Here is a 21,600-nt window from a genome sequence, read left to right on the forward strand (position 1 = left end):
AACAACGCCGTGTGTGTCCGTAACTGATTAAGGCGAAAATTGTTTCTGGAATCAACTCAGCCATTCCGCACGAGGAACGCCCTGAGCATAAAGCAGCGCAGTCAGATCATTGTGGCGGACGGCCAGATTCACTTGCGCTGCCAATAATGGACGGGGATGAAACCCGACCCCCAAGCCATCTTGAGCAACGGCAGCGGCAATCATCGGAATGTCGTTAGCTCCGTCACCGACGGCCAAAACATTATCGACAGCGATGCCTCTATCTGAACTGGCGGCGTGCAAAACATTCTTCTTGGTAGTGGCATCGACGATATCGCCGACCAAAGCGCCGGTGAGAACACCTCCACGGATTTCCAGCACATTTGCGTGCACTTCGGCAAAGCCGAGCAGGTCAGCGACGGGATCGGTAAAGCGGGTAAAGCCGCCCGATACCAATATGGTATGCGCGCCCCATGCGCGCATGGTCCTCACTAAGATATCTGCACCAGGCATCGTACGCACACGTTCAGCAAGACATTGCGCGATGACATTTTCGTCAAGGCCGGCAAGCAAGGCAACCCGCGCGGTCAACGCCTGGGCAAAATCCAGTTCGCCAGCCATGGCGCGCTCCGTAATTGCGGCAATCTGGGGCTTTATACCGGCATAGTCAGCCAGCTCGTCAATACATTCCACCACGATCATGGTGCTATCCATATCCGAGACCAATAGCATCTTGCGGCGGCTATCTGATGCCTGGACAGCAATATCGTAGTGTGTCTCCAGAGGGCCAAGTGCGGTGCGGGCATCGGATACCGAACCTTCAAATTGAATGTCGAATGCCTTACCCTGCTCGATCCAAACAGTATTTTTGGTCGCAAGCCCGCTTTGCGTCAAACGGTCGCAGGCTTCGGAAATTACTCCGCTTTCAGTCGAATCTGCTGCTATTAATGTGGCGATGGGCATATCGAATCCTGAAAACAAACCGAAGCTCGCGCTTATTGCGGGTCCGACCGCAAGCGGCAAGACCGCTCTCGCGCTTCGTCTCGCAAAAAAAAGGGATGTCGTCATCATCAATGCCGACAGTGCGCAGGTTTATTCCGAACTGCCGGTATTGAGTGCACAACCTACCCCGGATGAGATGGCTCAGGCTCCTCACCGCTTATTCGGATATTTGGATGGCACCGAGCCCTGTTCGGCTGCACGTTGGGCTAAAGACGCAAAGGGCGCAATCGCCGAGGCGCATGATGCCGGTGCGCTTCCTGTTCTGGTGGGAGGCACGGGCCTTTACATGCGCACGCTGCTCGATGGCATTGCCCCGATACCTGAAATAGATCCGGCATTGCGGGCCGATATCCGTAATTTACCGGTCGCAGAGGCTTATGCGGCGCTGCAAGACGTTGACCCGCAGGCAGCAGCATCTTTGGCACCCACCGACAGTAGCCGGATCGCTCGTGCGCTCGAAGTGATCCAATCTACAGGACGCAGCATCTTAAATTGGCGACAGGACAAGGTTGGCGGGATTGGTGCGGACATTACCCTGAAACCGGTACTGCTTTTGCCACAGAGAGCGTGGTTGTATGCGCGTTGTGACCAGCGGTTTGATGCCATGATTGATGGCGGCGCTGTAGAAGAAGTTGCCGCGTTACTTAAGCTCAATCTACCCGGCGATGCGCCTGTAATGCGAGCGATCGGCGTGCGCGAAATGTCGGCAATGCTGGCTGGCGAAATGACGCGCGACCAAGCCGCAGCGCTGGGGAAAATCGCCACGCGACAATATGCGAAACGACAATATACCTGGTTTCGAAATCAAGCGCCTGCACATTGGCCACGATTTGACGATGTAATAAATGACATAGAAATCAACTAAATTGTAATATTATTTCAATCTTTATGATTGACACAGTATATTCTAACAACTAACGACGCCGCTCTTGCCAAACCCCCTGCCGCACAGCATGGCCCGCAAACCACGCTGCGCAGCGAAATTTTGATAATGGAACAGGACAAAAAGGTGCCCGAAAAATCCGGTGCAGAGATATTGATAGACTGCCTGATCGAACAGGGCGTCGATACCGTATTCGGCTATCCCGGGGGCGCGGTACTGCCCATTTACGATGCCCTGTTTCAGCAAAAGAAGATCAAGCATGTACTCGTCCGCCACGAAGCCGGCGCAGCGCATGCGGCAGAGGGATATGCACGTTCAACCGGCAAGCCGGGCGTGGTTCTTGTTACATCAGGACCAGGCGCGACGAATGCGGTCACGGGCATTGCCGATGCTTTTCTCGATTCCATCCCGATGATTGTTCTTACCGGACAAGTTGCAACAACCCTGATCGGTACCGATGCGTTTCAGGAGGCAGACACAGTTGGAATTACGCGCCACTGTTCCAAACACAATTATCTTGTAAAGGACCCGGCGGACCTTTCGGCAACGGTTCGCGAGGCGTTCACGATTGCGACCAAAGGCCGGCCCGGGCCGGTGGTTATCGACATCCCCAAAAATGTCCAGGTTGCGACTGCGCCGACTAACGTCGTCAATAATGCGCCCAAGCGCTTTCATCCCGCGGGAGAGGCCGACTATATCGCCATCAATAAGGCGGTTGAATTGCTCGCCAATGCCAAAGCACCGATTATGTATACGGGCGGTGGCGTTATTAACTCCGGCCCCGACGCAAGCGCCGCCCTTCGCGAACTGGCCGAACTCAGCGGGGCACCTGTTACATCCACCTTGATGGGCCTTGGCGCCTTTCCTGCTTCCAGCCCGGCATGGCTTGGGATGCTGGGCATGCATGGCACCTATGAAGCCAATATGGCCATGAACCAGTGTGACGTCATGCTCTGCCTCGGTGCACGGTTTGACGACCGGGTTACGGGCCGTCTTGATGCTTTTTCACCCAATAGCGTCAAAGTCCATGTGGATATTGACCGCAGCTCCATCAACAAGACCATTCGCGTAGACTTGCCGATTGTGGCCGATGTCGGCACCGCAATCCGCCAGATGGTAGATGTGTGGAAAGGCCGCAAATATAAGGCACAGCCATTGGACGAGTGGTGGTCACGGATCAAAGGCTGGCGCGCGGTGGATTGCCTGAATTATCCGGCCAGCGCTGCGGAAATCATGCCGCAATACGCCATTGAGCGCCTGTTCAATGCCACTAAGGAAAAGGCGCCGATCATTACGACGGAAGTTGGCCAGCACCAGATGTGGGCTGCGCAACATTTCCACTTCGACGCCCCGAACAAGTGGCTAACCAGCGGCGGTCTTGGCACAATGGGCTATGGATTGCCGGCTGCGATCGGTGCTCAATTGGGCAATCCTGACGCTCTCGTCATCGACATTGCCGGCGAGGCATCCATTCAGATGAACATTCAGGAGATGGGTACTGCGACGCAATACCGTCTTCCGGTAAAGGTTTTCATCCTCAATAACGAATGGATGGGCATGGTTCGGCAGTGGCAGGAACTTACCTATGAAAGCCGCTATTCGGAGAGTTATTCCGACAGCCTTCCAGATTTCGTCGCCTTGGCCGAAGCCTATGGCTGGAAGGGAATTCGTTGTGAGAAACCCGAAGAACTGGATGCGGCCATTGCAGAAATGCTCGCCTATGAAGGGCCGGTCATGTTCGATTGCCGCGTGGCAAAAAGGGCGAATTGTTTCCCCATGATTCCGTCCGGAGCTGCACATACGGACATGATCCTGCATTCGGATCAGGTTTCTGGCACCATGGACGACGAAGCGAAGGCGCTGGTCTGATGCATATTAAAGAAGAAATCTCGGAACGCCACGTTCTGACGTTGACGGTAGACAACGAAGCGGGAACGCTTGCCCGGATCGCGGGTATGTTTACTTCGCGCGGATATAATATCGACAGCCTGACCGTGGCCGACATTAGCGAAGACCATGCGACAAGCCGGATCACGATCGTTACCAAAGGCCCACCGCCCGTTATCGACCAGATTATTGCGCAGTGTGAACGGCTGATCCCGGTCCACAAAGTCACCGACCTGACAGAAGCTGGTCCTCATGTTGAGCGTGAACTGGCTTTGGTTAAAGTAAACGGTACCGGTGACCAACGCGTCGAGGCTATGCGGCTTGCCGACATTTACAGGGCCCGCGTGATTGACGCGACCGTGAGCAGCTTCATTTTTGAAATCACCGGCGGACCGGACAAGATCGATACCTTCGTCACATTGATGCGGGAAGTCGGTCTGGTCGAGGTAGGCCGTACCGGAATTGTTGGCCTGATGCGGGGCAGCGAAGCGAGTTAAATTAAAGGGAAAGCGAATATCATGAAGGTTTATTACGACGCCGATTGTGACCTCGGCCTTATCAAGGACAAGAAGATCGCAATTGTCGGTTACGGAAGTCAGGGTCACGCCCATGCGCAAAACTTGCGCGACAGCGGCGTCGCGGACGTCGCTATCGCGTTGCGTGCCGGTTCGGCAACGGCGAAAAAAGCTGAAGCTGCGGGTTTCAAGGTGCTCGCAAATGCGGATGCTGCAGCTTGGGCGGATATTTTGATGATTCTTGCACCGGACGAGCACCAAGCCGCAATCTATGCCGATGACTTGCACGCAAATATGAAGCCTGGTGCTGCTCTTGCCTTTGCGCACGGCCTCAACGTCCATTTCGGGCTGATTGAGCCCCGTGCCGACGTCGATGTCATCATGATCGCACCAAAAGGACCAGGTCACACGGTGCGGAGCGAGTATCAAAAGGGGGGTGGTGTACCCTGCCTGATCGCCGTTGCACAAAACGCAAGCGGTAATGCCCACGATATCGCCCTAGCCTATGCCAGCGGCGTTGGCGGTGGCCGTAGTGGCATTATCGAGACCAACTTCCGTGAAGAATGTGAAACCGACCTATTTGGTGAACAAGCGGTTTTGTGCGGCGGTATCACCCACTTGATTCAGGCCGGATTCGAAACCCTGACAGAGGCAGGTTACGCACCGGAAATGGCCTATTTTGAATGCCTCCACGAAACCAAGCTGATTGTCGATCTGCTGTATGAAGGTGGTATCGCCAATATGCGCTACTCGATCAGCAATACCGCCGAATATGGTGATATCACCACAGGCCCGCGCATCATCACCGACGAGACAAAGGCGGAAATGAAACGCGTATTGGCCGACATCCAGTCGGGACGGTTCGTGAAGAATTTCGTTCTCGACAACCGCGCCGGACAACCGGAACTGAAAGCAGCACGCAAGGCTGCGGCCGCCCATCCGATCGAGGCAACTGGTGCAAAGCTACGCGCCATGATGCCTTGGATCGCCAAGAACAAGTTGGTGGACCAAGAGAAAAACTAAACGCTTTCAGCGCTTGACAGTTTGTGGGGAGGCATCAACATTGGTGCTTCCCCATTTCTTTATCAGGAGCATCCCCCATGCGTAAACTTCTACTCGCCCTACCGTTGTTGGCGGCGGTTCCTTTGATGGCGCAGAGTGCGCCTCAATTACCCGGTACGACGGATGTCAGCCGCGTAACTGCCGGCACTTACAAAACAGATCCCGGTCACACACTGATCGGTTGGCGCGTTAGCCATTTTGGTTTCAATGATTATTTCGGCATTTTTGGCGATGCTACGGGGACGTTGACGCTGGATCCTAAAAATCCAAATGCTGCGACAGTCGATATCACAATTCCCGTGAGCAAAGTTACCACGGCGAGTGCAGGTCTCACCGGACATCTACTGCGTGCCGGGAAAGATGGCGGCAAACCTGACTTTTTTGGCCCTGCCCCCGCCGATGCCAAATTCGTATCGACCAAGGTTGAAGCCAACGGGACGACCGCCAAAATAACCGGGAACCTGACCCTCAATGGGGTTACCAAGCCCGTCGTTTTGGACACCAAATTTTCAGGCGCCGGCAATAACCCGTTCAACAAAAAAGCGACGGTGGGCTTTCACGCCACTACGACCATCAAGAGGAGCGATTTCGGAGTATCCTATGCCGTTCCTATGATCTCTGATGATGTCGCTCTCGACATTTCGGTAGCCTTCGAAAAGGCATCCTGATCTAAAAAAAGGGGCAGTCCTAAACAAGACTGCCCCCAATTTCTCCAATATTCCTATTGCATCATTGTCAGTCGCAATGATGTTATCCGCGATACACCTGATCCAAGTGGGCCTTAGCTTCACGATATTCGCTTTCGAGCTGGTCGACGAACTCGGCGACCGTACGGACATCCTTGACGGCGCCGATGCCCTGGCCGGAACCCCAGATGTCTTTCCACGCTTTTGCCTCGGTATTGCCTCCCGACCCGAAATTCATCGTTGAAATGTCGCCTTTGGGCAGATTGTCAGGATCCATACCGGCGCGCACGATCGACTGGCGCAAATAGTTTCCGCTTACGCCTGTAAAGAGGTCGGAATATACGATATCGGCCGCCTTCGCTTCGACGATATTTTCCTTATACCCATCAACCGCATTCGCTTCCTTCGTGGCGATGAAAGCGCTGCCGATATAGGCGAGGTCAGCACCTACCGCTTGCGCGGCGAGGATGGACGCGCCATGTGCTATCGAACCCGACAACGCAACCGGGCCGTCAAACCATTCACGTATCTCACGGATCAACGCGAAGGGCGATGTCACGCCGGCATGGCCACCAGCGCCTGCTGCCACAGGGATAAGCCCGTCAGCACCTTTCTCGATTGCCTTGTGGGCAAAACGGTCATTGATAACGTCATGCAAAACAATGCCGCCCCAACTGTGCACGGCTTTATTGAGTTCTTCTTGTGCGCCTAGGGACGTGATCGTAATCGGCACCTGCCATTTGGCACATGTGGCAACGTCTTCCTGAAGACGATTGTTCGATTTATGCACAATCTGGTTGACTGCGTAAGGTGCCGCCGGACGATCGGGATTGTCACGATTATGTGCAGCAAGTTCTTCGGTGATCTGGTGAAGCCACTCGTCCAATTGGCTCGCTGGGCGCGCATTCAGTGCCGGAAATGATCCGACAACACCGGCTTTGCATTGCGCAATCACCAATTCCGGTCCCGACACGATGAAAAGCGGCGAGCCGATGACAGGTAAGCGGAGTTTGTCAAAAATTGCCGGTAAGGCCATAGGTCGAATCCTCTTTTAACTGCATGTTTAAATATCGGTTAGCCACAGCCTGCTTACCATGTCAAATAGGGGTTTTCTGCCCCGCCATGACGTAAGGTCAAAGCGGTTCGGCCACGACCTTAAGCACTGTTCGCCGCACTCAATATAGCCCGAACGCTGGCGGTAGCGACATCGCGGCTTATACCCACGCCGAACAAAACAGGCCCATCACCAACCCGGCATTCAACATAGGCAGCAGCGCGCGCGTCCGTACCGTGGCCTATCGCGTGTTCACTGTAGTCGATGATATCAAGCGGCCCGCCCAGTGCGCCTTCCAGTGCATTGGCAAGACTGGAAATAAGACCATTACCGCGACCGCTCACGCTCTGCTCGACACCATCAATACGGATCTTACCGGCAAAAATACGCTCGTCCTGTTGCTTTGGACTCTGGCTTTCCTGGAAATCAATAAGCCGGAAACGCCCATCGCCTTTCAAATGATATCTTTTTTCGAACGCTTCCCAAATGTCTGTGCTGGTCAGTTCCCGGCCTGTGCTGTCGGATAGTTCCTGTACGGTTGACGAGAAATTGGCCTGCATCCGCTTTGGTAATTTCAATCCGTGGTCTTGTTCGAGAACCCAGGCGACGCCGCCTTTACCGCTTTGGGAATTGACGCGAATGACCGCTTCGTAACTTTGACCCAGATCGGCAGGATCGATGGGGAGATAGGGTACTTGCCACAGTTCATCATTACGCTGAGCTTGCGCCGCAAATCCCTTTTTAATGGCGTCCTGATGCGAACCCGAAAAGGCGGTGAACACCAGTTCCCCTGCATAGGGATGGCGTGGATGCACAGGCAGTTGGTTGCAATACTCAACCGTTTTTATGACTTCGTCCATGTCAGAGAAGTCCAGACCAGGGCTCAACCCTTGTGTGTACATGTTCAAGGCGACGGTGACGAGATCAACATTTCCTGTCCGCTCGCCATTTCCGAACAAGCACCCCTCGACACGGTCGGCCCCGGCCAACAAACCCAATTCCGTTGCAGCAACCCCTGTGCCACGGTCATTATGTGTATGGAGCGATATGACGACACTGTCGCGGTTTGGAATGTTTCGACCAAAATACTCAATCTGATCCGCATAGATATTGGGCATCGCAGCCTCGACTGTGGCCGGCAGATTGAAGATAATGGGATGTTCCGGAGTGGGCTTCAGGATATCCATCACCGCGCTGCACACTTCCAGACTGAAATCCAGTTCGGCAGTAGAAAAAGTTTCCGGGCTATATTCAAAATGCCAGTCGGTATCCGGCTGCGCAGCAGCGTTGTCACGCAACAGCTTCGCGCCCTCAACCGCAATTTGCTTGATTTCGGGCATTGTCATGTTGAACACGATTTGACGCCAGGCGGGCGACACCGCATTATAAAGATGAACAATTGCCGCGCGCGCACCCCGCAAGCTCTCAAAGCTGGTATCAATCAGATCTTTGCGCGATTGGGTTAAAACCTGAACTGTTACATCGTCGGGGATCCGACCGGATTGTACCAAGCCTGAAATGAAATCAAACTCCGTTGCCCCGGCGCTCGGAAAACCGACTTCGATTTCTTTGACGCCCACCTTGATTAGCAGATCGAAAAAGCGCTGTTTCTTTTCCGCCCCCATCGGATCGATAAGTGCCTGATTACCATCGCGCAGGTCAGTCGAAAGCCAACGGGGCGCCCGTGTGATGGTGCGACTGGGCCATTGCCGGTCCGGCAAATCTACTTGAGGGAAAGGGCGATATTTTCGGCTCGGGTCGGATAACATCATGATTTGCAACTTCGCTAAAACACGCGGATTTGCGTGCTGTGGGTTTGTGGGGCTGGCTATAAACCCTTAGGCGGGTTGTTCCGGGCACCGCCGGAATGTCCACACGCCTAAGGGCGTGTAAGTCGTAGAATAAGCAGGCAAGGTGCAATTTTTGACATTATGTTGCGTCGATAACCCTATTGCGCAACATTCGTCCAGCCCTAATTTCGAGTTGGGCTTATTTCCTTGCCCGCAACCTTAAATTTCGACTTGGCTGCCGAGTTCAACCACACGATTGCTGGGGAGCTTGAAAAACTCCATTGCGTTCGCCGCATTGCGCAGCATCCAGGCGAAAACCTTTTCACGCCAAATGGCCATACCCGGTATTTTGGATGCAATAAGGGTCTGCCGCGACAAGAAGAAACTGGTGTGCATCATGTCGAACTTTGGTCCGCACAGGTCCACTTTATCCAGAGTTGCCGGGACGTCAGTTTCTTCCAGGAAACCGAAGCGTAACTTCACACGGTAAAAGCCCTCACCAAGATCCTTGCAGAAAACGCGATCCGCAGGGTCAACATAAGGAACGTCTTCGATTTGCACAGTCAGGATCAACACGCGATCATGCAGAATTTTGTTATGCTTGATGTTGTGGAGCAAGGCGGAGGGAACACCACTTGCGGCGGAAGCCATGAATATAGCGGTGCCAGGTACGCGGGTAGCGCTGTTGGCGGCCGACTTGATGAAAATCTCCATCGGCATCGTGCTTTCTGCCATCCGATCGCGCATCAACGCCCTTCCGCGCGACCAGGTGGTCAGCAGCGTAAAGATTACTAGCCCGATCAGCAGTGGCACCCAACCGCCCGACGGGACCTTCAGCAGATTGGCGCCAAAATAGGCAAAGTCGACGATGAAAAAGAGAGCGAGAATGGGCAGAGCTTTCCATTTCGGCCATTTCCAGAGCGTAACGAGCACAACCGCGATCAGGCAGGTGTCGATGAACATCGCTCCCGTAACCGCAATACCGTATGCAGCGGCGAGATTGGACGACGACTGGAAGAAAAGCACAAGCAGCAAAACCATTACCGCAAGGCCCCAGTTAATAGCCGGAATATATATCTGACCCGCAGCCTTTTCACTGGTGTGCAAGATGCTGAGACGCGGCATGAAGCCTAGCTGGATTGCCTGTTGCGTTAGGGAGAAAGCGCCAGAGATAACCGCCTGACTGGCAATGATCGCGGCAAGTATGGTGAGAATAATGACCGGTGTGCTGATCATGTCCGGTACCATGAGGAAGAACGGGTCTCTGATCGCCTCCTGTGCTTCGACAGGGGTCATCGACAGGATCATCGCCCCCTGCCCCATGTAATTGAGCATCAGGGCCGGAAGAACAAAGAAAAGCCAACTGAATTTGATCGGCCTCCTGCCGAAATGCCCCATATCGGCATAAAGCGCTTCTGCCCCGGTCACGGCAAGAACAACGGTACCCATCGCGACGAATGCGCGAAAACCGTCGATGTAAAAAAAGTAAAGCGCGTTCAGGGGATTAAGAACGTCGAATATAATGAGCGGCATCTTTGTCAGGTGCATGAGACCAAGGCCGGCCAAAGTCGCGAAATAAAGCAACATGATGGGCCCGAACCACTGTCCTACTTTTGTTGTCCCCCGTGATTGGAACGCAAAAAGCGCGGCGATGATGGCTATCGCAATGGGAACAATCCAAGGATCAAAACCCGAACTGACATATTTTAGACCCTCTGCTGCCGAAAGTATCGACATTGCCGGGGTAATCATAGAATCGCCGTAGAAAAGCGCCGTGGCAAATACGCCGAGCATCACAATCGGTGCCGTCCATTTTGCACCGGCTGTCTGGCGGTTGATAAGTGCCAGCAACGCAAGGCTACCCCCCTCGCCCTTGTTGTCGGCTTTCATGATTGTGAAAACATATTTAAATGTCACCACAATCATCATCGACCAGAAGACGAGGCTTAAAACACCCTTGATGTGCATGGGATCTGGCTCGATCGGATGGTGACCGGCAAATGTTTCGCGAAAAGCGTATATCGGGCTGGTACCGATATCACCAAAGACAACGCCTATTGTGCCGACGCACAGCGCCAGGAGCGATCCTTGAGGAGCGTGGCCGTGATGCTGTTCCTGGTCACTATGACCAAAATCATCTGCTGCTTGCGAAGCCACCATTTAAAACCCCTGATACAAGGCCCGAAAATGCAATGAATGTATAAGCACGGGCGGCGGGCGATAGCACGGCATTCACCCCTTAACAACAACGCATTAACAGGCTCATTCAGCAGAAATTAAGGATATAAATCAGTTATTTGGTTTCTTAACCTGCGATGCGTCCAGCGCCTGTACTTGTAAAGCTTTTGCAGCCTTCAATTGCGACTCAAGACGCGGCTTCCATTTCGCCTTTGGAGTGGCGAGCGTCAGAGCCTTTTCCCACAGCAAAATTGCCGAATCCAAATCACCGCCAAACAACCGCGAAAGACCCGCAAAATAATAAGGCGCAGGATAATTTGGTCTGATCTCGCGTGCTTTGTCGAACGCCAGTTGTGCAGGCGGTGACATCTGCCCTTGGCTAGCGAGCATCAGTTGCAGTCCTAATGCAGACCATAAATCCGGATCATCGGGATTTTGTTTCAATCCCGCCTGAATATAAGAGGCCGACAGCTTGTAATCCCCCTGCTTTGCGAAGGAATCCGCAGTAACCAGCCAGCGCTTTGCGCCACCGAAACTCTGGTCCATATCCGCGCGCATTTCGACCAGCTGGATCGCCGCGTCCTCACTGCCGCCCAAGGATTTTGCAGGCGAAGACGGCAAAGAAGGGCGACCTTGCAACGCATAGCCGGTCATACCAAGCAAAATCGCCGCCGCTGCAATTTGCCACAACCCGCCCTTTAACCGGCCAGCGGCCAGTAATGCGCCGAAGCTCAAAATCGAAAGTATGCCAAGGCTAACCCAACCGGTCATGATTTCCTCCGGAACAGACCGCGTGCCATGAACAGAGCGAGGAGAAGCAGCAACAATGGCGCGGCCCACAATAACAGCCCCGATCCCTTCATATCGGGTTCGAAGCTAACCCACTCGCCATAACGCTCGATCATCCATTGACGGATTGCGTCGGGTTTTTTGCCATCCGCAATTTGTTGCCGCACCTCCGCGCGCATGGTTGCCGCCATAGGCGCGTCGCTGTCTGCGATGGATTGGCCTTGGCACTGGATGCAGCGAAGCGCATGCATCACCTGCGATGCAGCTTTTTCCTTAGCCGGATCGGCCAGTTGACGATTTGCCAGTTCCGGCGTCGGACCGCTGCCCTGCGCCAGCGACAACCGTGGCTGGGCTATCATCAGCAGCGCGCAGGCAAGATATACTAACCGCCGCATTACCCGGCCTCCTGCAGTTTTTCCAACAGCATGGGCACATGCTCGGCGCGGATGTCCCCGATATGCTGATACAAAATCGTCCCGTCGCCTCCAATTATGTAGGTTTCCGGCACACCCGACGAGCCAAGTTTCAACTGCACCCCCATTTCACTGTCAGATCCGATCCGACGAAACGGGTTACCAAACTCGGAGAGGAATGCCGCTACATCTTCCGGTTTGTCACGAATGGCGATGGCATCAATTTCCGCACCGGACTTTTTCAACGCCTCCAGATAGGGGGCCTCGGCCTTACATGGGATGCACCAGCTCGCAAAAATATTCAGCAGACGTGGTTTGCCGTCGGCAAGATCACGACTGGATAATCCTTCAACCCCTTCGGTGGCGGGGGGAAGGGAAAATTCAGGAAGTTTACGCCCGACCATCGCGCTGTGTACCATGTCATCTTTCGGTACGACTAAACCATAAATTGCAAGTCCACCGATGAACGCAACAACTGCCAAAGGCAGCCAAAGGAGCCAGGGCCGGTTCATGCTTGGGCCCATTTGTTAACTGCCGGCTTTTTGGGCCGTCGGAACATCCGACCGAGCAATGCAATTGCACCACCAAAAGCAACGAGAAGTCCACCAAACCAAATGAAGGTCACAAATGGTTTCCACCAGAGACGGACCTGCCAGCGACCGTCGCCATTCTCATCTGGCTGCGCGATGACGGCATAGAGTTGTCCATTCCATCGGGTGAGCAAGGCTGCTTCACTGGTCTGTTGTTCAGGACGATAAAATTGCCGCGATTGAGGCCGAAGAACGAAATTCTTGTGTTTGTTGCGGGCGACCAATTGCCCCTCAGTCGCCACCCAGTTATCGCCCACCACTGGACGGACATCGTCTAATTTAACCTGCCAATCTGCAACCTTAGTGGTTTCTCCAGGGGCAAGAGCGGTCAGGGTTTCACGCGAAAAACCGGATTCCGCGGCCATGCCGAATACGCTAACGGCCAGGCCGAAATGGGCTATGACCATTCCAAATACAGGCAAGGGCGTGCGAAGCAAATTGCGGCCTTTCAGCGGAACCCAAGCCGCAATCGCTAATGCGAGTGAAAGTGCCAAACCCAGAATTGGGAAAATGCCTACACCGGGCACGAAACGCCAAATTGCGACACCTGTCCAAAGGCTGACTGCAAAAAAAGCAACGAGCCAATATTTGTAACGCTTTAATTCGTCCCGTCGCCAACGCAGCAGAGGCCCCAGCAGCAAGGCAATCATCAACAACAGCGCGATCGGGACCGTTGCCTTGTTGAAATAGGGAGGACCCACCGAAATCTTGTCGCCCATTGCCTCGGCAGCCAACGGATAGAGTGTACCGATCAAGACTATAGCCAATATGACACTCAAGAATATGTTATTGGCAACAATTCCACCTTCGCGGCTGATGATCTGAAAGGGTTCGCCTTGTTTCACGGTGCCGATACGCGTTGCAAAAACGAGAAACGCAAGGCTGGTATACATAAGCATCAACGCAAGAATGAATGATCCACGCTCAGGATCGACGGCGAAAGCATGCACACTGGTCAAAATACCCGAACGGACAAGGAATGTGCCTGCCATCGACATGGCAAAGGCCACAAGTGCCAGCATGATCGTCCATGCCCTTAGAGCATTGCGTGTTGCCAACACGCTGACAGAATGCAACAAGGCGGTCGCAGCGAGCCATGGCATGAGCGAGGCATTTTCAACCGGGTCCCAGAACCACCAACCACCCCAACCCAGTTCGTAATACGCCCAGTAGCTTCCGGCAGTAATTCCGACGGTAAGGAAAATCCAAGCTCCCAGAACCCACGGTCGCATGGCGCGGGCAAAGGCGGGACCGACCTGTCGGGTCAACATGGCCGCCACCGCAAAGGAAAATGCCACCGAAAGGCCAACATAACCGATATAAAGTGTTGGTGGATGGAAGGCGAGCCCGATGTCTTGCAGTAGCGGATTCAGTCCTGCGCCTTCCACGGGCGCAGGAAACAAACGTTCAAACGGGTTGGATGAGAAGAGCAGAAAAGCAAAGAAACCAAGCGCAACAAAAGCCTGAACCGCCAGCGTCGCTTGCAATGTTCGCGTATCGATCCGCTTTTCCAGCAGAGCGATAGCGGCGCCTGACAGCGACAAAACGGATACCCACAGGAGCATTGACCCTTCATGGTTACCCCATGTTCCTGCAAGTTTAAAAATGAGCGGCTTATCTATATGGCTGTTACTGGCAACTAACAAAACTGACAAATCAGTAGTATAAAACAACCACATTAACGATGCGAATGACACGACGCATAACGCACCCTGAATGAGAGCTGCAGGCTTGATGACAGGAGTTAGCCGACCTTCCCCACGTATGAGGGTCAGACCGCCAACCAGTTGTAGAAGCGCCATTGCCGCCGCCAGCCACAGGGCGGCCAATCCGGTTTCGGCGATCATTTCGAAAGGGTGTCCTTGGTGTGCTCGGCAGTATTCATATCAATGTCGGCCAATTCCTTAGGCACATAATTTTCGTCATGTTTGGCCAACAGACTGTCAGCCACGAATACTCCATCAGGACGCAAGCGGCCATCGGCAACTACCCCAGATCCCTCAACAAAAAGGTCTGGCGTTATACCCCGATACGCGACTGTTTGTGTCGCATCACGATCCTGCACGACAAAAGTGATCGACACTCCATCGGCGTCACGCTTGATCGAGCCTTTCTGAACCATGCCACCCAGACGGATCGCTTTACCCGGTTCAATTTTCGCGTTAGCCATCGTTGTTGGGGTGTAGAAATAGGATGCCTCCTCCTTCAAGGCGGCAGCTGCAATGAAACCAGCGCCGATCAAGGCAACAAAAGCTATAACAGCCAAGACAAGACGCTGATGCTTGGGTTTCATGGCTGCTGTCTCAAATCATCAGCCAAAGCTTCTGATCGGCGCATCGCAAGGTAGCTCGACAGGATGAGCCAAAGCATAGCCGCGCCCGTAACCGAAAAAGCAGCAATTATGAAAGGCAAGTGGGGCATTAGTCGTCCGCCATTCTGCGCATACGTGCGTCAATCCGCATTTCGGCAAGCGCAGCGCGCATCCGCATCAGCACGAGGGCGCCAAACAATAAGCTAAAACCAGCAACGGCAACAAATAAAGGTGCCAGATAGGCGCCATCAATTGACGATCCGCCGAGCGTAATGCTCGCCTTTTGATGCTGGCTCTCCCACCAGATTACCGAGCGATTGATGATGGGAATGTTTACCGCACCAATAATTCCAAATACCGCTGCGACACGACTTGTATCGCCCTTTTCGCTGCTGGCGTTTGCGAGTGCGATATATCCTAGATACAGGAAAAACAGCACGAGCATTGATGTCAATCGGCCATCCCAGACCCACCATGTTCCCCATGTCGGCCGGCCCCATATTGACCCGGTCAGCAAACAAATGGCAGCAAATGTTGCGCCCGGAACCGCAATTGCACGCGCGGCAACTCCTGCAAGTGGATGTCGCCATATAAGTTGGACGAGACTGGCAATAGCAATCCCCATCCAGCCGCCCATACCTAACCACGCGGCGGGAACGTGAACGAACATTATCTTGACCGTGTCGCCCATCAGGCGTTCGGTCGGCACCGCAAACAGGCCCCATAAACAAGCCCCGATCGCCAACAACAACCCTGTCCAGAATAAGGCGGGCGTCAGTGGCTTTGCGAGGCGCAGGAAACGAGCAGGGTTGGCGAAGCGATGCATATTATCACCCGCCTCTAGCACCGCAAAAGCGTTACGCCAATTGATTCACATCAACGACCAATAAGCTTTTGCGCCATTTTGTCGGCGACTTCCGCAGGTGTCGACCCGCTAGCGTCACTTTCTTTCCAAATTTCCGAAAGGCGCCCCGGAATCGCGTCGATCCGACGGTTGATTTCGGCGTCATCAGCACCATCGATATGCCGAAGGACATTGATGATTCCTCCGGCGTTAATGACATAGTCGGGCGCGTAAAGGATGCCACGGTCGGCCAACATACGTCCCTCGCCTCCCTTGGCGAGTTGGTTGTTTGCTCCGCCTGCAACGGCCCTCACTTTCAAGCCTGCGACTGTCTCCTCAGTCAAAATTGCGCCGAGAGCACAGGGGCTGAATATATCAGCCTCAACATCCATGATGGCGTCTGCTGCGACAGCTACACCACCAAGTTCTTCAGCTAATGCCGCGGCGCGATGTGCGTCCACGTCTGCAAGCGTCAATTTCGCGCCTTGTTGCGCCAGATAACGGGCAAGCCCGCCGCCGACACTTCCCACCCCTTGAATCGCTACATGGGCGTCGCGCATATCATCCGTTCCGAACACATGCTTTGCTGCAGCTTTAACACCCAGGTAAACGCCACGGGCTGTATAGGGTCCCGGGTCTCCGCCTTGGTCAGGTAGCCCTGCGACATGGGCGGTCGTTTTCGAGAGGTGAACCATGTCGGCTTCAGACATGCCAACATCTTGTGCAGTCACATATCGACCACCGAGCGAGTCGACTGCGCGGGCGAACGCATCCAGCATTTCAGCGGGCTTGGAACGCGACGGGTTTGCCAGAATGACTGCTTTACCACCCCCGGCTGGAAGTCCAGCCATCGCATTCTTGAAGCTCATTCCACGCGACAGGCGTAGCGCATCGGTAATTGCCGACTGGCTGTCCGCATAATGCCAAAAACGGGTACCTCCCGCTGCAGGGCCCAGATGTGTAGAGTGAACAGCGATGACCGCCTTAAGACCAGTCGCACGATCTTCAAAAACATGCACAGCCTCGTGCGAATCAAAATCAGGTAAATCCCAGATTGCGGGCATCACTCACTCCCTTGCAGTCGCGCTTCCCGACACATAAGGCGGAATCAAATTACGAAACCGCGTAATAATATTACGCGGCATATTTGTCATCCGGAAAGTGGAAGGAAAAATGGGGCGACCGAGGGGATCCGAACCCCCGACCTCTGGTACCACAAACCAGCGCTCTAACCAACTGAGCTACGATCGCCACAGCGCCACTAAGGCAGGCGCGTTCCTTAAGGGCTGCTCCGGTCCGGCGTCAAGCCTTGTCTGGGATTTCCTATTTGGCAAACCCAATGACGGATAGACCCTTTGATGAGAAGGAGTACAATACTCCTTCTACATTCTTATTTCTTTAGGCTGAGCCCGCCAAAACGCTTATTGAACTGAGCAACGCGGCCGCCGGTATCCAGCATACGACCCGAACCGCCGGTCCATGCCGGGTGCGAGGTCGGATCAATGTCGAGAGCGAGCGTGTCGCCTTCTTTGCCCCAGGTAGACCGGGTTTCGAACACAGTGCCATCGGTCATCTGCACTTTGATCATGTGATAATCGGGGTGAATATCGGCTTTCATGTATAATTCCTTGGTTCAGCCACCGGTTTCCGACCGGAAGCCCTAAAATTCGGAAGCGCCGCCCTTAGCGGTACGTGCCACGCTTTGCAAGGTTGAAAAGCCGAGCATCAGCGCAATAGCAGTTCTTCGCGATCAAGCAGGTGGGTCTGCTATCATCGCCATAAATTCGGCCTCTGCAGCAACCGTGTCCCCGACCAGTGCGCGTCCGGCAAATTTGCAAACCCGAGGACGCTTCTGCGTGAAGTTCACTTCGAGATGAACAAGGCATCCAGGCTCGACAGGTGCGCGGAACTTTGCATTGTCTATGGCCATGAAATAGACGAGTTTGCCCGAACCGGCCAAACCTAGGCTTTCCATCGCCAAAATACCTGCGGCCTGCGCCAGAGCTTCCACAATCAGTACGCCGGGCATAATAGGCCGTCCCGGGAAATGCCCCTGGAAAAAGCCCTCATTCATTGTAACTGCCTTGACCGCGCGAATCCGCTCGTCAACGACGATGTCTTCGACGCGGTCAACCAGAAGCATAGGGTAGCGGTGCGGAAGCACCGCCATTACCCGGCGGACGTCGTAATTAGTGAAATCTGCCCCCGACATCCGGTTTAACGGCTATCTGGCTGCTGCGACGGAGCGGCAGGTGTTGCTGCAGGTTGCGGCTGCCCAGCTGCTGCTTGTGCAGCCTGAACCCGTGCCGCAGTATCGAACAGCTGCTGGATTTGCTGGTAAAGTGCCGCGCCCTGACGTGACGGACGCCAGTCAGCAGGCGGCGTCGTGCTTGCAACAGGGATCACCTTATCAAGCTCAGCCGTGATTGCTGACGTCACATCAACAGCGTCCGGTGCCCAGACAAAGGCATCTGGCGCGAGAATGACATTGATTTTTTTTGCCGTGATAACGGCCTGCTGCGCCGCTTCATATTTGAGCGCAATCTGCTCGACCGTGTACAATTGCGCCTTGATAATCGGATCCTGAAGCTGGCTGATTTCTTTTTGCTTCGTATCGATCTGCGTCAACAGCGGGCTTTTCGCCTTGATGGCAACGTCAAGTTCTGCCTGCGTCAGCTCTTTGTCCTTGTTCGTATCAAGCTGCGCGTTGATATCATTGATTTCTTTACGTTTCTGCTGAATCTGTTGCGCATATGAGGCGTATTGCGTGCTGATTGACTGATAACCTGCGCCTAGAGCCTTGGAACGGGCAATGGCGACCGATGTATCAGCCGTAGCGATGCCAGCAACCTGTGCGCTAGCCGGTACAGCGATTGCAGCCGCCGCTAAAAGAGCAGCCGCAAATGCGGAGTTACGAATTTTCATTAGAATTGAGTCCCTACGTTGAATGTAAATAATTTGGTATCGTCGCCCGTCTCTTTTAACAATGCGCGGGCTATGTCGATCCTGAACGGACCAAATGGGGAGTTCCAGTTCACGCCGAAACCGACCGAAAGGCGGGGTTTCCACGTATCGCCGAGGAAACGTTCTTCGAACTGAAGGGCCGGAGTACGAGCCGATCCATCGGGATTTGTCGCAACTGTACTGGTAGCCAAAGTAGTTGTCGGATTGCCGGCTGAATCCAGCGTAAAGGAGCCAGTGTAGAACAACGGCGCACCTGCTGTGCCATTTGCCAGAATTTCCCGTTGCGGAACGGTCTGGAGAAGTGGCTTGGTTACGCCAAATACGGAACCAACATCCATGAATACCGATGGACGCAGACCCAGCTCTTTTGCGCCGCTGCCGAGAGGAATTTGTACTTCCGCACGGCCCAGATAGTAGAAGCGGCCGCCGATGGCGTCATCTTGGATACGATTACGATCCAGCACTGGCACGTTGACGACGACGCCGCTTTGCAGTTCCGGATTGAACGTAATTCTCTGTACCCGTGGCCCGATACCACGAATGTCAAACCCGCGCATCTGGGGCTCACCAAGATAGAAGCGATCCGTCAGACGAACATCGTCAATCCCGAGCGCCTTTGATCCGCGATTCTCCAGCGGGTGGATATATCCACCTTCGGCCGAGAGACCCAGAACGAAATTGGTGCCGAACAAACGCCAATACTTGTCCGCATTTACGCGTGTTTTGATATATTTCACGCTACCGCCAAGACCAGCAAAATCCTGACTGATGCCAAAGCTTTGGCCACGAGTCGGGCGAATCCGGTTGTCGCGGTTATCATAAAGCAGGGTGTAGCCGATGGACGATGTCAGTCGGTTTCCAATCGCATCACACAAGAAACGTCCGGCAAGAATGGGGTCGCAAGCCGCAGGTAGCGGTCCGGTGCCATCCGGATCGGTGAAGAACGTATTCCGATCGAGCGAAATATCATCCTGGCTGATCCCGTACCGCCCTTGGAAATACAGATATTCGTTGATCGGCACGCCCACACGAATCTGTGCGCCTGTAGTGGCCTGTTCGTAGGTGGTGTTGCGCTGATTATTGAAAAAGTTGAAGCTGTTCAGGTCGCGGCGGAAAATATCTCCGGAGATCGCAATCGAGCGGTCAAACAGGTAAGGCTCGGTAAAGCCGATTTCTGCAGACTTGGAATAGGATGAGTAGGAGATATTCGTCCGCAACTCCTGACCGAGGCCACGGAAGTTGCGCTGCTTGATTGAGCCTTGGAAAATGAAGTTTTCGATAGAGGAGAAGCCGGCGGACAAGGAAAGCTCACCCGTTGCCTTTTCCTCGACATTGGTGGTGAGTACGATCCGGTCCGGCGCACTACCCTGTGCTTGTTCGACTTCGAGGTCTTCCTGGAAATAGCCCAATGACTTGATACGGTCCGCTGTACGCTTGACTTGAATACTGTTGAAAGCATCGCCCTCGTTTAAACGGAATTCGCGGCGAACAACCTTGTCCTGCGTCAGTGTGTTACCGTTGATATCGATCCGTTCAACAAACACGCGCTGGCTTTCCGCGACATCAAAAGTAATGCCCATGGTGAGCGTTTCTTTGTCGCGGTTAAAGTTAGGGTTCACATCGGCAAAAGCATAGCCGAAGAGGCCGGCGGTTTCGGACAGGCTTTCAACCGTGTCTTCGACCATCTTCGCATCATACCAGTCGCCTTTTTTCATGCGAAGTGTAGCGGTCAGTTTTTCAGAATCGAAGTCGCGGATCTGGCTTTCAACCTTCACATCGCCAAATTTGTAGCGTTCGCCTTCTTCCACCACATAGGTGATGATGAAATCCTGTTTATCCGGGGTCAATTCTGCAACCGCCGAAACCACGCGGAAATCGGCGTAGCCCTGTGTAAGATAGAATTGACGAAGTTTCTGCTGGTCAAAGGCGAGCCGGTCAGGATCGTAACTGGTGCCGGAACTGAAGAAGCGATAAAAGCGCGCTTGCTTCGTCACCATTTCGCCGCGCAAACGGTCATCGGAAAATTTGTCGTTCCCGATGATATTGATCTGTTGAACCTTCGACTTTGGTCCTTCGGTAATCTCGAACACGATGTCGACACGATTCTGGTCAAGTTGTACCAGCTTCGGCTCAATTGTCGCAGCAAAGCGGCCCTGCCGCTTATACAATTCGACAATGCGAGCTACATCGGCACGTACCTTTGACCGGGAATAGATTTGGCGAGGAGCCAACTTGATTTCCGGTTCGATCTTGTCGTTTTTAAGCCGCTTGTTTCCTTCAAGGATGATGCGGTTCACAACAGGGTTTTCGCGGACTTCAACCACCACTGCGCCGCTGTTGTTGCGGATCGCAACATCGGCAAACAATTCAGTCGCGTAGAGATCCTTTAGCGCTTGGTCAGCGGCAACTTGGCTCCAGTTCTGGCCGACACGCAGGCGCATATAAGAACGCACAGTATCGGGTTCGAGGCGCTGCGTCCCGACAACAGTGATGGACTGGATTTGCTCGGCTGGTGCCACAGGCGCAGGCTGCGCAGTCGAAGGCGCTCCTTGTGCATAAGCTGGCGCAACAAGCGTCATCGTTCCGGTCGCCGCCAATGCGGTCGAACCCATCAAATATATGCCAAGTGCTTTGAAATTCATTGTCATCCGAT

At 53.9% G+C, this 21,600-nt stretch carries 20 protein-coding genes and 1 tRNA gene; 5 read left to right on the plus strand and 16 right to left on the minus strand.

The features are described from left to right. Positions 1-51: 51 nt before the first annotated feature. Positions 52-942 carry a phosphoserine phosphatase SerB gene (gene serB, locus FOM92_RS05015; RefSeq protein WP_143775689.1) on the minus strand — a complete coding sequence of 297 codons (891 nt, stop codon included), beginning with the start codon at positions 940-942 and terminating at the stop codon, positions 52-54. On the opposite strand from serB, the gene miaA reads away from it, so the two are divergent. The 5 genes from miaA to FOM92_RS05040 all read left to right on the plus strand — a co-directional run bounded on the left by miaA (position 935) and on the right by FOM92_RS05040 (position 5,996). Further along, positions 935-1,846 carry a tRNA (adenosine(37)-N6)-dimethylallyltransferase MiaA gene (miaA, locus tag FOM92_RS05020; RefSeq protein ID WP_143775690.1) on the plus strand — a complete coding sequence of 304 codons (912 nt, stop codon included), beginning with the start codon at positions 935-937 and terminating at the stop codon, positions 1,844-1,846. The two genes, serB and miaA, sit on opposite strands and share 8 nt — an antisense overlap. A 126-nt stretch (positions 1,847-1,972) precedes the next feature. Then, on the plus strand, positions 1,973-3,733 hold the full coding sequence (locus tag FOM92_RS05025; RefSeq protein WP_143775691.1) for an acetolactate synthase 3 large subunit: 1,761 nt from the start codon (positions 1,973-1,975) through the stop codon (positions 3,731-3,733). Beyond that, positions 3,733-4,248, plus strand: a complete 516-nt coding sequence (gene ilvN, locus FOM92_RS05030) for an acetolactate synthase small subunit (protein ID WP_143775692.1) — start codon at positions 3,733-3,735, stop codon at positions 4,246-4,248. Before FOM92_RS05025 ends, ilvN begins: the two co-directional genes overlap by 1 nt. Positions 4,249-4,269: 21 nt before the next feature. After that, a complete protein-coding gene (ilvC, locus tag FOM92_RS05035) occupies positions 4,270-5,289 on the plus strand; it encodes a ketol-acid reductoisomerase (RefSeq protein ID WP_143775693.1) in 1,020 nt (339 codons plus the stop codon). A gap of 77 nt (positions 5,290-5,366) precedes the next feature. Then, entirely contained in the window at positions 5,367-5,996 is a 630-nt protein-coding gene (locus FOM92_RS05040) for a YceI family protein (protein ID WP_143775694.1), read from the plus strand. An 82-nt stretch (positions 5,997-6,078) separates the two neighbouring features. On the opposite strand, the gene FOM92_RS05045 is transcribed toward FOM92_RS05040, so the two are convergent. From FOM92_RS05045 to bamA, 15 genes are all read right to left on the minus strand, one after another. Continuing rightward, positions 6,079-7,050, minus strand: a complete 972-nt coding sequence (locus FOM92_RS05045) for an NAD(P)H-dependent flavin oxidoreductase (RefSeq protein WP_143775695.1) — start codon at positions 7,048-7,050, stop codon at positions 6,079-6,081. Between the two features lie 119 nt (positions 7,051-7,169). Further along, complete coding sequence (gene leuA / locus FOM92_RS05050; protein WP_211347350.1) at positions 7,170-8,840, minus strand: 2-isopropylmalate synthase; 1,671 nt, start codon at positions 8,838-8,840, stop codon at positions 7,170-7,172. A gap of 237 nt (positions 8,841-9,077) precedes the next feature. Next, positions 9,078-11,015: a potassium transporter Kup gene (locus FOM92_RS05055; protein WP_425473374.1), complete on the minus strand. Its 1,938-nt coding sequence runs from the start codon at positions 11,013-11,015 to the stop codon at positions 9,078-9,080. Between the two features lie 132 nt (positions 11,016-11,147). Further along, a complete protein-coding gene (locus FOM92_RS05060; RefSeq protein WP_143775697.1) occupies positions 11,148-11,807 on the minus strand; it encodes a tetratricopeptide repeat protein in 660 nt (219 codons plus the stop codon). Continuing rightward, complete coding sequence (locus FOM92_RS05065; RefSeq protein ID WP_143775698.1) at positions 11,804-12,220, minus strand: cytochrome c-type biogenesis protein; 417 nt, start codon at positions 12,218-12,220, stop codon at positions 11,804-11,806. The genes FOM92_RS05060 and FOM92_RS05065 overlap by 4 nt, the downstream gene beginning before the upstream one ends. Next, positions 12,220-12,750 carry a redoxin family protein gene (locus FOM92_RS05070; RefSeq protein WP_143775699.1) on the minus strand — a complete coding sequence of 177 codons (531 nt, stop codon included), beginning with the start codon at positions 12,748-12,750 and terminating at the stop codon, positions 12,220-12,222. Before FOM92_RS05070 ends, FOM92_RS05065 begins: the two co-directional genes overlap by 1 nt. Further along, positions 12,747-14,675 (minus strand): heme lyase CcmF/NrfE family subunit, encoded by a 1,929-nt coding sequence (locus FOM92_RS05075; RefSeq protein WP_143775700.1) that lies wholly within the window; start codon positions 14,673-14,675, stop codon positions 12,747-12,749. The genes FOM92_RS05070 and FOM92_RS05075 overlap by 4 nt, the downstream gene beginning before the upstream one ends. Beyond that, positions 14,672-15,121 carry a cytochrome c maturation protein CcmE gene (gene ccmE, locus FOM92_RS05080; RefSeq protein ID WP_143775701.1) on the minus strand — a complete coding sequence of 150 codons (450 nt, stop codon included), beginning with the start codon at positions 15,119-15,121 and terminating at the stop codon, positions 14,672-14,674. The genes FOM92_RS05075 and ccmE overlap by 4 nt, the downstream gene beginning before the upstream one ends. Positions 15,122-15,248: 127 nt before the next feature. After that, positions 15,249-15,965 carry a heme ABC transporter permease CcmC gene (ccmC, locus tag FOM92_RS05085; protein ID WP_143775702.1) on the minus strand — a complete coding sequence of 239 codons (717 nt, stop codon included), beginning with the start codon at positions 15,963-15,965 and terminating at the stop codon, positions 15,249-15,251. A gap of 50 nt (positions 15,966-16,015) precedes the next feature. Then, positions 16,016-17,047: a Leu/Phe/Val dehydrogenase gene (locus tag FOM92_RS05090; protein WP_143775703.1), complete on the minus strand. Its 1,032-nt coding sequence runs from the start codon at positions 17,045-17,047 to the stop codon at positions 16,016-16,018. Positions 17,048-17,157: 110 nt separating this feature from the next. Continuing rightward, positions 17,158-17,234 (minus strand) — tRNA-His (locus tag FOM92_RS05095). Positions 17,235-17,373: 139 nt separating this feature from the next. Beyond that, the gene (gene rpmE / locus FOM92_RS05100) at positions 17,374-17,601 is read right to left on the minus strand and encodes a 50S ribosomal protein L31 (protein WP_125230382.1); all 228 of its coding nucleotides are present in this window, start codon (positions 17,599-17,601) and stop codon (positions 17,374-17,376) included. Positions 17,602-17,733: 132 nt separating this feature from the next. Then, positions 17,734-18,195: a 3-hydroxyacyl-ACP dehydratase FabZ gene (fabZ, locus tag FOM92_RS05105; protein ID WP_143775704.1), complete on the minus strand. Its 462-nt coding sequence runs from the start codon at positions 18,193-18,195 to the stop codon at positions 17,734-17,736. Positions 18,196-18,200: 5 nt separating this feature from the next. Beyond that, positions 18,201-18,908: an OmpH family outer membrane protein gene (locus tag FOM92_RS05110; protein WP_143775705.1), complete on the minus strand. Its 708-nt coding sequence runs from the start codon at positions 18,906-18,908 to the stop codon at positions 18,201-18,203. Then, entirely contained in the window at positions 18,908-21,559 is a 2,652-nt protein-coding gene (gene bamA / locus FOM92_RS05115; protein WP_246087150.1) for an outer membrane protein assembly factor BamA, read from the minus strand. The genes FOM92_RS05110 and bamA overlap by 1 nt, the downstream gene beginning before the upstream one ends. Positions 21,560-21,600 lie beyond the last annotated feature (41 nt).

The organism is Sphingorhabdus contaminans, assembly GCF_007280415.1.
In the GTDB taxonomy this organism is placed as follows: Bacteria; Pseudomonadota; Alphaproteobacteria; order Sphingomonadales; family Sphingomonadaceae; genus Sphingorhabdus_B; species Sphingorhabdus_B contaminans.